Source organism: Parvibaculum sp., from assembly GCF_002684405.1.
Classification (GTDB): domain Bacteria; phylum Pseudomonadota; class Alphaproteobacteria; order Parvibaculales; family Parvibaculaceae; genus Parvibaculum.
On record NZ_NYVD01000148.1, the window covers coordinates 1 to 12412 of the forward strand.

Sequence of the window (12412 nt, forward strand, 5' to 3'; positions counted from 1 at the left end):
CCTCCTTCTCGGCGTTTACGGCTGCCAGCTTGGTCTCGTAGTCGAGGCCCTTCTGGGCAAGCTTCTGCGCCTCTTCCTTGCTGGGCACGAGAATATGCTCCGCATGCGCTTCCCGCTCGGCGGGGGCATCGGCGATATTCTTCTGGTAATAGGCCTCGATCGCCTTTTCGGTGATCCGGTCCTGCATCAGCTGCAGCCAGTAGAAATCGCGCAGCGCCTTTTCCTGCGCATACTCGATCCGCCGTTTCGCGCCCGGATCGTCGGTCACATGCTTCTTGCGGGCGGTCTCGGCGACCACCTTGCGGTCGATCAGCGCGCTGAGCAGATACTGAAAGCGCATCTTCTCCGAAACGCCCTGAAGCGACGATCCCATCTCCTCGTCGGCCAGCGCCACATCGGCATAGGTGATCGGGCTGCCATTCACCTTCGCAATGACGTCGGTGGGTTCGGGCGCCTGCCCGGCGCCGGGCGCGGGGACCGCGGCGGGCTCGGCCGCCATGGCATGCCCGCCCGAAAGAAGGAGGGACACACTCAGCGCGGAAGCGGCGAGAGCAACGGGAATAGTGCGAAAGGCAAACATGACAGGACTTTCATATTTCGGGATGTGCGGCGCGGGCCCTGCGCCCGGATGGCGACCGACCCGCGTAAAAACGGGAATCTGCGGCCGAAAAGGGCCCGAATTGTGTCAATTCGCCCGCCTGCCGGGCGTGGGGCGAGATCATGGACCGCACCCCATGCGCGCACAAGGAGGTTTGTGAGGACGGCACCCCCCGCCGCGCCCCCGCCGTTACATTGACAAGAAATTGAGGCCCCCTTACATCTCCCTTGGCTTTCTGCCTTGGAAGGGGATCTGGGCTCCGGGGCAAGGCAAGGGTCTTGAGGGCCTGGCCGCCGGAAAGCCTATCCCGCATGCCCGGCCGCAATCGATGGCACAGCGCAAGAGGATTTGACCTGATGGCTAGCTTTGGCGCTTTCGCCAAGCGATTTTTCGGCTCGCAGAACGACCGCAAGATCAAACGTTACCGGAGCAGCGTCGAGGCGATCAACGCCCTCGAACCGGAAATGGAGGCCCTGAGCGACGAGGAGCTCAAGGGCAAGACGGCGGAATTCCGCGCGCGCCTCGCCGACGGTGCCACGACGGACGATATTCGCGACGAAGCATTCGCCGTTGTCCGCGAGGCCGCCAAGCGCGTCCTCGGCCAGCGCCATTACGATGTGCAGCTCATCGGCGGCATGGTGCTTCATGACGGCAAGATCGCCGAAATGAAGACCGGCGAAGGCAAGACGCTGGTTTCCACCCTCGCCGTCTATCTGAACGCGCTGCCCGGCAAGGGCGTCCATGTGGTGACCGTGAACGACTATCTGGCCAAGCGCGACGCGGCCTGGATGGGCGAGATCTTCAGTTTTCTCGGTATGGAAACCGGCGTCATCCTGCACGGCATGAACGACGACGAGCGCCGCGAGGCCTATGCCGCCGACATCACCTACGCCACCAATAACGAACTCGGCTTCGACTATCTTCGCGACAATATGAAGTATCAGCTCGAAGCCATGGTGCAGCGCGCCCATCCCTTCGCCATCATCGACGAAGTTGACTCCATCCTCATCGACGAGGCGCGCACGCCGCTCATCATCTCCGGTCCGCTGGACGACAAGTCCGATCTTTATCTCAAGATCGACGACATCATTCCCGAACTCGTCGAGGAAGATTACGAACTCGACGAGAAGCAGCGCACCGTCACCCTCACCGAAGAGGGTAACGAACACGCCGAAGCCATTCTGCTCGAGCGCGGCATTCTCGAGGAAGGCTCGCTCTACGACATCGAGAACATCTCGATCGTCCATCACGTGAACAATGCACTGCGCGCCCACAAGCTGTTCCTGCGCGACCGCGACTACATCGTCAAAGGCGGCAAGGTCGTCATCATCGACGAGTTCACCGGCCGCATGATGGAAGGCCGGCGCTATTCCGACGGCCTGCATCAGGCGCTGGAAGCCAAGGAGCGCCAGCCGATCCAGCCGGAAAACCAGACGCTGGCCTCCATCACCTTCCAGAACTACTTCCGCATGTACGAGAAGCTGGGCGGCATGACCGGCACGGCGCTGACGGAAGCCGACGAATTCCTCGATATTTACGGCCTCGAGGTGCTGGAGGTTCCGACCAACAAACCGATCGCGCGTATCGACGAGGACGACGAGGTCTACCGGACGGCGAAGGAAAAATACGACGCCATCGTCGACGAAATCGTCGAATGCCAGAAGAAAGGCCAGCCCGTTCTGGTCGGCACGGTCTCCATCGAGAAATCGGAAACGCTTTCCGCCGAAATGAAGCGCCGCAAGGTGAAGCACAACGTGCTGAATGCGCGCTATCACGAGCAGGAAGCCCATATCATCGCGCAGGCCGGCGTGCCCGGCGCCGTCACCATCGCCACCAACATGGCCGGCCGCGGCACCGACATCCAGCTCGGCGGCAATCTCGACATGCGCATCGACGACGAGACGGTGGGCATCGAGGACGAAGCCGCCTACAAGGCCAAGGTCGAAGAGATCAAGGCGGACATCGCGAAGAAGAAGGAAACGGCGCTTGCCGCGGGCGGCCTTTATGTCGTCGGCACGGAGCGCCATGAAAGCCGCCGCATCGACAACCAGCTGCGCGGACGTTCCGGCCGTCAGGGCGACCCCGGCCGCTCGAAATTCTATCTTTCCCTCGAAGACGACCTGATGCGCATCTTCGGCACCGACCGCATGGACGGCATGCTGCAGAAGCTGGGCCTGGAAGAAGGCGAGGCGATCATCCACCCCTGGATCAACAAGGCGCTTGAAAAGGCCCAGTCCAAGGTGGAAGCCCGCAACTTCGACATCCGAAAGAACCTGCTCAAGTTCGACAACGTCATGAACGATCAGCGCAAGGTCATCTTCGACCAGCGCATCGAACTCATGCGGGAGAAGGACCTCAACGAAACCGTCAGCGATATGCGCCGTCAGGTGATCGACGACGTGGTGGCGCGCTGCATTCCCGAAAAGGCCTATGCCGAGGAATGGGATATCGCGACGCTCAAGCAGGAAGTGTCAGACACGCTCGGCCTCGACCTGCCCATCGACGCATGGGCGGAGGAAGAAGGCATCGCGAACGAGGAAATCCGCGAGCGCCTTTATCGCGCCGCCGACGAATCCATGGCCGGCAAGGCCGCGCAGGTCGGACCCGACCTCATGCGGCAGGTCGAAAAGGCCGTCGTGCTCCAGACCCTGGATCATCACTGGCGCGACCACCTGCTGATGCTCGATCATCTGCGCCAGGCTGTCGGCCTGCGCGGCTACGCGCAGCGCGATCCGCTGAACGAGTACAAGGCCGAGGCCTTCGAGCTGTTCGACAACCTCCTCACCAATCTTCGTGTGGATGTGACGCGCCAGATCAGCACTGCCCAGTTCGTGGCCGAGGACCAGGCGCCGCGTATCGAGGACGAGCAGCTTCCCGAGATGCATGCGCATCATCAGGACCTGACGACAGGCCAGGACGAAATGGAAGGCGGCGATCTCGCAACGCTTCAGCGCACCGTCCGCAACGATCCGGGCGTGGCGGTGGACCCCAACGACCCGACCACATGGGGCAAGGTCTCGCGCAACGCCCCCTGCCCCTGCGGCTCGGGCAAGAAATACAAACACTGCCACGGTGCGCTCGGCTAAGACGGACGCCCCGGACGGAATAAAAAACGCCCGCCCTGGAAAGAGAGCGGGCGTTTCTTTTTCAACGGCAACCTTTGTCAGGCGGCGGCATGTGCCTTTTTCAGCTTTGCCACGTCCTGCTCATAGGTCTGGCCGGCCCAGTAGTAATGCACCGCCGCCCAGACGCCGAGGAAGCTCGTGATCAGCAGCGACCAGCGCAGGCTCTCCACACCGAAATAGGGCTCCAGCTGATCGGAGAGGAACCCGACCGTCAGCGGACCGAAGCCCAGCGCGATGAAGTTGAGCACGAAGAGCATCACCGCGGAGGCAAGCGAGCGCATGTGAAGGGGCGTCAGGCTCTGGATCATGGCGAAGCTCGGGCCGAGATAGAACGCACCCAGCAGCATCGACACGACATAGACCGGCACCATGATGTCGAGATTGGACGAGCTGTAGAACACGATGAAGAGCGGCATGCCGACAATCTTGGCGACCGCGATCACCCATGCGTTCCAGCGCATATCCTTGCGCGACAGCCGGTCGGCGAGGAAACCGCCGATCAGGGCGCCGATGCCGCCGACTAAACCCGCCGTCAGACCGAAGATAAGACCGATCTGCTGCTCGCCGAGCCCAAGGCTGCGGCGGAAGAAGGACGGCCCGAAGATCAGTCCGCCATAGCCCACAAAGGAAACGAGCGTAAGGCCGATGATGATGTGACGCGCCGACCGCGTATGCCAGAGATGCACGAAGACCTGCCACAGATTGCCGGCATAGCGCTTCGTCTGGGCGAACAGGCTTCCCTTCTGCCTTTCCTCCACGACATGCGTGAGGCCGTCGACCTGGCCGCGAACGGGCTCCTGGATGGTGAAGCGCACCAGCGCCGCAATGATGAGCCCCGGCAGACCGACCACGAAAAAGGTTTCGCGCCAGCCATAATGCTGCACCACATAACCGCCGAGGATCAGACCGATCATCGCCCCGGCATAAACGCCGACCGAATAGAAGGACATGGCGGTGGAGCGCTGCGCCTCCGGATAAAGGTCGGCGATCATCGAATGGGAAGGCGGGCTCGATCCGGCCTCGCCGATGCCGACACCGATGCGCGCCGCCAGCAGATGGGAGAAGCTACCCGCCATACCGCAGGCCGCCGTCATGCCGGACCAGATGGTGACGGCCAGCGCGACGATGTTGCGGCGGTTTCCGCGATCCGCCCACATGGCGATGGGAACGCCGAGCGTGGCATAGAAAAGCGCAAAGACGAGCCCCCCCATCAGGCCGAGCATCGTGTCGCTCACATCGAAAGCCGCCTTGATGGAAGGCATCAGGATATTGACGATGCCGCGATCCACATGGCTCGACGTATAGGCGAGCGTCAGGATGATGAGTGCGTAATGTTTTGAAAGCCCCCCGGCGCGCGCTGCCGTTGCAGGCGCGGCCTTGACCGACTGCTCAGCCATATTTTCTCCCCGGAAATGTATTTTTGTTTCTTGACCATCACATTAGAGAGGCGCCAACGCTGCGGCAATCTATGCTGCAGGCTTCGCCGCTTGCGGCACCCCGCAGCGCTGCCATAATCGGCGCGCCGACAGAAGCAAAACGACAAAGGCATAAGGGAGAAATCATGGGCGCGCCGCAACCCTTCACCATCGACATTCCGCAAGCCGGAATAGACGCCATCATGGAGCGCGTGCGCGCCTATGAGTGGCACGAGATGCCAGCCATCGAAGAAGGCGGCGATCGCTGGGCCTATGGCACAGACATGGCCTATATGCGTGAACTATGCACCTATTGGCTGAACGATTATGACTGGCGCGCGGCGGAAAAACGCCTGAACGCCTTTCCCCAGTTCATCGCCAATGTCGACGGCCTCGATATCCACTTCGTTCACGTGAAAGGCTCGGGCAGCTCGCCGGAGACGCTTCTTCTCACCCATGGCTGGCCGGGCTCCATCTTCGAATTCTATGACGTCATCGAACCGCTCGCGCATCCGGAGAAATTCGGCGGCAACGCGGAAGACGGCATCAACCTCGTCATCCCCTCGCTCCCCGGCTATGCCTTTTCCGGCAAGCCCGCAAAACCCATGGGACCGCGCGCGACCGCCGCGCTGTGGGACAAGCTGATGCGCGACGTGCTGGGCTACGACAGCTACATCGCACAGGGCGGCGACTGGGGCTCGGTCGTCACCGGCTGGATCGGCTATGAGCACGGAACCGACAAGCAGGGCGGCTGCAAGGCCATCCACATCAATATGAACGGGCTTCGCGTTCCCGCCCTCCCCGAAACGGACGAGGAAAAGGCATGGGCGGAAGCCGCCGGCGCGGCCTTCGGCATGGACGGCGCCTATATGCAGATCCAGATGACGAAGCCGCTGACGCTTTCCTACGCCATGATGGACAGCCCCGTCGGCGCGGCGGCGTGGATCGTCGAGAAGTTCCACTCCTGGTCGGACCGCACCCATGGCGACGTACCCGGCCATCTGGAAAACGCCTTCTCCAAGGATGCGATGCTGACCGACATCATGATCTATCTCGTGAGCCGCAGTTTCGGCAGCGCCATCTGGTTTTATCGCGGCATGATGGAAGAAGGCGGCGTCAACATGGCGCCGGGCACGAAGGTCGAAATCCCGACCGGCATGGCAAAGTTCCCGCAGGAAGCGACCGCCTATTGCATCGGCCCGCGCAGCTATATGGCAAAGGGCTTCAACATCGTGCACTGGTCCGAGCCCGAGCGCGGCGGCCACTTCGCCGCCTGGGAAACGGGGCGCCTTTTCGCCGATGAAGTGATGAGCTTCGTGAAAAAGATCAAAGGCTGAAACGCATGACGCATCGAACCGTTCCCGCCGACCCGTTTACGGTTCACATTGCCGAGGAGGAGGTAGAAGACCTGCGCCGCCGCCTGCAGCGCACGCGCTTCCCGAACGAACCGGCAGGCAACCGCCATTGGGACTACGGCACCAGCCTTCCCTATATGGAAAAGCTGGTGTCCTACTGGCGCGACGATTTCGACTGGCGCGCAGCGGAGGAAAAACTCAACCGCTTTCCCCAGTTCCGCGCAACCTTCACCGACGATGAGGGCGAGGATCATACGATCCACTTCATCTATGAGCGCGGCACGAAGACGGATAGCGGCCCAGACCCGATCCCGCTCGTCATGACGCATGGCTGGCCGTCCACCTTTCGCGAGTTTCTCGATGTGGTGGAGCCGCTCGCCCATCCCGAGCGCTTCGGACGAAAAGGCCCCGCCTTCGACGTCATCGTCCCCTCGCTTATCGGCTACGGCTTTTCCTCGCTGCCGCGAAAGCCCATCGGCCCCGCCGCCATTGCCGATCTCTGGCATCGTCTGATGACGGAATGTCTGGGCTACGACACATATGCCGCGCAGGCCGGCGACTGGGGCAGCTTCGTCACGTCGCGCCTCGCCCTCCAGCACCCCGATGCGGTGCGCGCCATCCACCTCACCATGCTGCCGCTGCGCCCCACCCTCAAGGACGAGAGCCAGAAGCCGGTCAGCGACGAAGAGTCGAAATGGATCGGGGAGATGCAGCGCTGGTGGCGGCAGGAAGAAGGCTATCGCTCCATCCAGTCCACCAAGCCCATGGCGCTTGCCTTCGGCCTGATGGACAGCCCCGCCGGACTGGCAGGCTGGCTTGCCGACAAATATTACCGTCTCGGCGACACCGACAAGACCGATACGATAGACGGGATGGAACGGCGCTTCCCCTATGACGACATTCTGACCCAGTTCTCGATCTACTGGTTCACCGGCACGATCAACAGCGCCAACACGCTCTACAAGGCCGGCCCCGCCGAAGGCTCTCACCAGCTGAAGCCCGGCGAGCGCGTCACCGTGCCCGTGGCCTATTCGGAATATCCGATCGACGTGCTGCCTGTGACGCCGCGCTCATGGGCCGAGCGCAGCTACAATATCGTTCGTTGGCGGATCATGGAGAAAGGCGGCCATTTCGCCGCCATGGAAGAGCCGGACTATTTCGCGGACGATGTACGCGATGCGTTTGCGGAGATGCTGAAGTAGCGCCGCTCAGGCGATACCCTTCACGCGATACCCTGGCGCCCCATGGCGAGGAACTTCTCGCGGCGCAAGCGGCGCAGCGTGTCGGAATCGAGTTTTTCGAGCCCGGCCAGTTCTTCCTCGATGGCGTCGCCCGTCTCGCGGATCATCTGCGCGCGCTCGCGATGCGCGCCGCCGACGGGCTCTTCCAGCACGCGGTCCACAACGCCGAGCTTGTGCAGATCCTGCGCGGTGATCTTCATCGCGGTTGCGGCTTCTTTCGCCTTGTCGGAGCTGCGCCACAGGATCGACGAAGCACCCTCGGGCGAAATCACGGCATAGACGGCATGTTCGAGCATCAGCACGCGATTGCCGCAGGCGATACCGATGGCACCGCCCGACATGCCTTCACCGATCACCACCGAAATAAGCGGCGTGCCCAGCGACAGGCAGCGATCCGTCGAGCGTGCGATAGCTTCCGCGACGCTGCGCTCTTCGCTTTCCATGCCGGGATAGGCACCCGACGTATCGGCCATGGTGATGACGGGAATGTCGAACCGTTCGGCAAGCGACATCAGCCGGATCACCTTGCGGTATCCTTCGGGCCGCGCCATGCCGAAATTATGTTTGATGCGGCTCTGCGTGTCGGAGCCTTTTTCATGGCCGATCACCATCACCGACCGGCCGCGGAACCGTCCGAGACCGCCCATGATGGCGGAGTCCTCGCCAAAGGCGCGGTCGCCGCCCATCGGCGTGAAATCCTCGATGAGCCGTTCCACATAATCTTTGAAATGAGGCCGGGCCGGATGGCGCGCCACCTGCACCTTCTGCCAGGGGTTGAGCGAGGCATAGGTCTCGGTCAGCAGGTTCGCCGCCTTCTGCTCAAGCTTGGAAACCTCGTCCCCGATGCTCATGGACGGGTCGTCCTGTGCAAGACGTTTCAGCTCCTGCACCTTGCCTTCGAGTTCGGCAATCGGCTTCTCGAAATCGAGATAAGTATGCATTGCGCTCCGGGAACCCCCGTCCATTCACCCGCCTGAACTGCATTCCCGCCAGCCTGTCGGCCCCGTTGCGGGAGATTGCGCCGGGACACTGGCCCGACCCCGCCCCCTTGTCAACTGCAAGTCGGCTTTAGGGAAACATCCTGCCGATTCAGAGACTTAAAAGGGTTAAAGCCCGGCCTGTCACAATCCGGCCTGCCCTTGCGTCTTACCCAATACAGGTAACGCCACAGCGGTCCGGCGGCACGGCCCCCTATGGGCTATGCTGCGCGCGCCGAAGGACATCCGAATGACCCATGCTCCCGCTTCCGACGCCGAAACGGCCTTCCTGACCCATCGTCCCCGCGCCTTCGCCGTGGCCTATCGGATGCTGGGCAGCATCGCGGAGGCGGAAGACATCGTGCAGGAGGCATGGCTGCGCTGGCAGAGCGCGGATCGCGCGCATGTCGCTTCGCCCGAAGCCTTCATCGTCACCACAACATCGCGGCTTGCCATCGACCATCTGCGCAAGGCGAGCACCCGTCGCGAAACCTATGTCGGCCCCTGGCTGCCCGAGCCGATGGTCACCGGCGACGCGGAAGGCCCCGCGACGCCGCAAGAGCGTCTGGAACTTGCCGACGACATCTCCATGGCACTGCTGCATCTGCTGGAAAGGCTCTCGCCCGAGGAACGCGCGGCGTTCCTGCTTCACGAGGCGTTCGACTACAGCCATGCGGAAATCGCGAACCTGATCGGAAAGTCGGAAGCCGCCTGCCGCCAGATGCTGTCGCGCGCGCGCAAACGCGTCCAGGCCGAACGCCCGCGCTTCAACACCGAGGCCCGCGAACATGCTCGCCTGACGGAGTTGTTCCAGCAGGCCCTCATGAAGGGGGATCCGGAAGCAATCCTTGCCTGCATGAAGGAAGACGCGATTTTCTACAGCGATGGCGGCGGCAAGGTGGCCGCCGCGCTGAACCCGCTTTACGGCGCGGACAAGATCACGCGGTTCTGGATGGGCATTATGAGAAAAGCCGAGGGGCGGATCACCCCCCGTCCGGTCTGGCTCAACGGTTTGCCGGGCTACCTTCTCACCGAAGGCGACACGCTGCACTCCGCCGTGAGCCTGCGCATCGAGGACGGCCGCATTGCCGCCCTCTATGTCCAGCGCAATCCCGACAAGCTTGCGGACATATTGCGCCAGACCGGTCTCAGGCCGCTCGCGACCTGAGCCTGTTTAAGCGGAGTCTTTCTTCGCCAGCGGATGCTTGGTTTCCACAAGCTCCTTCAACCGCTCATCCAGCACATGCGTATAGATCTGCGTGGTCGAAATATCCGCGTGACCGAGCATCTGCTGCACGGCGCGCAGATCGGCCCCGTTGGCCAGCAGATGGCTAGCAAAGGCGTGGCGCAGTGTATGCGGCGACACGCGTTTGGGATCGACCCCGGCGGAAGCAGCGAGGTCTTTCAGAAGCTGCGCAAAGCGATGCCGCGTCAGATGGCCCTGCCGCCCGCGTGACGGGAAGAGCCAGGGCGACACCCTGTCTCCCAGCCGGCGCGCCCTGAGCGGCACATAGTCATTGATCGCCGCCCGCGCCGTATCGGACAGCGGCACCAGCCGTTCCCGGCCGCCCTTGCCCGTCACGGTGAGGAAACGCTGATCGCCCCGAACCGCCGAAAGCGGCAGGCCGACAAGCTCCGACACGCGAAGCCCTGTCGCGTAGAGAACCTCCATCAGGCAGACCAGTCGCGCGCGCTTGTAGGCAAGCACTTCTTCCTCATGGCTGCGTCCATCCACCGTCTCCCGCGAGGCGGCAAGCAGACCATCGACTTCCGCCACAGAAAGCGTTTTGGGCAAAGGCCTCGCCCGTCTCGGTCCTTCGACCGTGCTGCACGGATCGTCCGTCCGCACGCTGTCGGCGTACAGAAAACTATGGAACTGCCGCACCGCCGACAGGCGGCGCGCCGCCGTGGCGGCGGAAAGCCCCTGATTGTTCAGCGCTTCCAGATAAGCCCGAATATCTTCCGTGGAAGCCTCATGCACACCGCGTCGGCGCCCCGCCAGAAAGCCGGCGAAGTCCTTCAAATCGCGTTGATAGGCCTCGAGCGTGTTGCGCGCGGCACCCCGTTCCGCACTCAGCATCTCAAGAAAGGCCTCGATGTAACTCTGACCTTCGATCGTCCCCCCAACGGCCTCCCCGGTTTCAGTTACCTTGGTCACCGATGGTTGATTAGCCATGTTTTACTTACCCGCGTCCTATGCTACTCCGCGCCAAAAGCGCCTCTATGGCGAGGCGCCGCGCCTCGCCTTCAAGCTTGATATTCCGAAGACTCTTCACCGCTTCCGCCACCGCATTGGCATGCGTGCCGGACGGTCCGTGATCGGCCAGCGCGGTCAGCGCCAGCAAGACGGTTTCGCCGCGCGCCCCGCGCGTGCTTGCCGCCTGCATCTGATCGAACAATGCCTCACGCGGCGCAGCGCCGGTGAACAAATCCCGACGGTCCAGGATCGTATTCCAGACTTCCTTGGGCAGGTCGGCGCCCAGCGCATCGAGCATCACCGCCTCGGCGGCGGCAAAGCGCTGCGTGGACGTCACGCCGGAGCGGAGGTCGCCGAGCAGCGTCGCGCCGATATCGTCCGGCAAGTCGATCTTGTCGCCCTTCATCAGGCGCAGCATGGCATCGAGTTCGCGCGTGCCGCGGCCGAACCCGCCCCCTGCGGAGGTCATCGCCTCACGCCAGGCCGTCGCCTTGGCGGCATCGCCGAGCACGATATAGGCGCGCACCGCGATGGGCGCGACGCCGGCAAGTTCGGCACCGATCCGGATACGGTCCAGCGACGGCTTCAAGGCCTCCGCCGTCGGATAGGCAAGCCCGGCCGGTTCCGCCGTCGAAAGCGCCAGCGCCATCATCTGCAACTGCTTGCGGGGCATGACTTCGCGCGCAATCGCCTGGAAGAGAAGCGCGCGCCGCATGGTCGAACTGTCCGGATAGTCGCCCGATTTCAGCCCGTCGAAATCTTTCTGCGTGAAATTGGCCGCCTTATAGGCTGCCCCCAGCACATCGCCGCCGACCAGCCCGAGCTCGGCGGCCCGCTCGGCCGCGGCGATCCGTATTTCCGGCGCGGCCTTGGCGTCCTGCGCCAGCGCGGGCAGAACCGACGGCACGGCGATGGAAGCGGCCCCGGACGGCAAATCCTTCTTAGCAAGGCCGTAAAAGGCGAAATCGATTTCGCTGAGGCTTTCCGGCTGCGGGGCCTTCAGCCGGATCCCGTCGGCGGCGGCGGCCTGAAGCGAGTAGAAGAGCGCATCGTCCAGCCCCTCCTCCCGCGCAAGATCCGCCGTGATATCGGACAGCGCCGGATTTCCGCCGAGAATCTGACAATAGGCGGAAAGCTTCAGCGCGAAGGCGGCATGAGGCTCCGTCCGGGGATCGCCATTGGCCGGCAACGCGGATAACGCATCGCAGGCTTCATTCCCCTTGCCCAGCGCCAGCGCGGCCCGCGCCTGCGCCATGGCAATCGAAGCCGAACGGCTTTTCGGCGCGGCGGCGGCAAGCTCAAGGGCATCATTCGCCCGGCCCGCCGTCAGAAGCGCATCGAGCCTCAAGGTCAGAAAATCGCGTCCGCCCCCACTGCCGCCCCCCAAACTCGCCGTCATGCCCGCGGGCGGCGTCGCGCCCGTCAGCAGCAGCCTCTGCCGCAGATTGATCAGCACGGGCGATCCCTGCACCGGCGGCAAATCGGCCAGCAATTGTTCGATCTC

The 12412-nt window shown here is 63.1% G+C and carries 8 protein-coding genes and 1 pseudogene; 4 read left to right on the forward strand and 5 right to left on the reverse strand.

Annotated features, from left to right (window positions below):
- Window positions 1–499 (reverse strand): annotated as a pseudogene (locus CMI59_RS13945) (hypothetical protein); the annotation flags it as partial.
- 455 nt (window positions 500–954) lie between these two features.
- Between CMI59_RS13945 and secA the strand changes: the two are divergent.
- Window positions 955–3684, forward strand: coding sequence for a preprotein translocase subunit SecA (secA, locus tag CMI59_RS13950; RefSeq protein WP_293328846.1), 2730 nt, complete (start codon window positions 955–957; stop codon window positions 3682–3684).
- Window positions 3685–3761: 77 nt separating this feature from the next.
- Here secA and CMI59_RS13955 read toward each other — a convergent pair whose 3' ends face one another.
- Window positions 3762–5120 carry an MFS transporter gene (locus CMI59_RS13955; RefSeq protein WP_293328847.1) on the reverse strand — a complete coding sequence of 453 codons (1359 nt, stop codon included), beginning with the start codon at window positions 5118–5120 and terminating at the stop codon, window positions 3762–3764.
- A 164-nt stretch (window positions 5121–5284) separates the two neighbouring features.
- On the opposite strand from CMI59_RS13955, the gene CMI59_RS13960 reads away from it, so the two are divergent.
- Together CMI59_RS13960 and CMI59_RS13965 are read left to right on the forward strand one after the other, a co-directional pair.
- Entirely contained in the window at window positions 5285–6475 is a 1191-nt protein-coding gene (locus CMI59_RS13960; protein WP_293328848.1) for an epoxide hydrolase family protein, read from the forward strand.
- Between the two features lie 5 nt (window positions 6476–6480).
- Entirely contained in the window at window positions 6481–7695 is a 1215-nt protein-coding gene (locus CMI59_RS13965; protein ID WP_293328849.1) for an epoxide hydrolase family protein, read from the forward strand.
- Window positions 7696–7715: 20 nt separating this feature from the next.
- On the opposite strand, the gene CMI59_RS13970 is transcribed toward CMI59_RS13965, so the two are convergent.
- Complete coding sequence (locus CMI59_RS13970; RefSeq protein WP_293328850.1) at window positions 7716–8675, reverse strand: acetyl-CoA carboxylase carboxyltransferase subunit alpha; 960 nt, start codon at window positions 8673–8675, stop codon at window positions 7716–7718.
- A gap of 286 nt (window positions 8676–8961) precedes the next feature.
- On the opposite strand from CMI59_RS13970, the gene CMI59_RS13975 reads away from it, so the two are divergent.
- Window positions 8962–9879 carry a sigma-70 family RNA polymerase sigma factor gene (locus tag CMI59_RS13975; RefSeq protein ID WP_293328851.1) on the forward strand — a complete coding sequence of 306 codons (918 nt, stop codon included), beginning with the start codon at window positions 8962–8964 and terminating at the stop codon, window positions 9877–9879.
- A 6-nt stretch (window positions 9880–9885) separates the two neighbouring features.
- Here CMI59_RS13975 and xerD read toward each other — a convergent pair whose 3' ends face one another.
- Together xerD and CMI59_RS13985 are read right to left on the reverse strand one after the other, a co-directional pair.
- Entirely contained in the window at window positions 9886–10887 is a 1002-nt protein-coding gene (gene xerD, locus CMI59_RS13980) for a site-specific tyrosine recombinase XerD (protein WP_293328852.1), read from the reverse strand.
- Window positions 10888–10894: 7 nt separating this feature from the next.
- The coding region (locus tag CMI59_RS13985; RefSeq protein WP_293328853.1) for a hypothetical protein at window positions 10895–12412 on the reverse strand (1518 nt) is incomplete at its 5' end.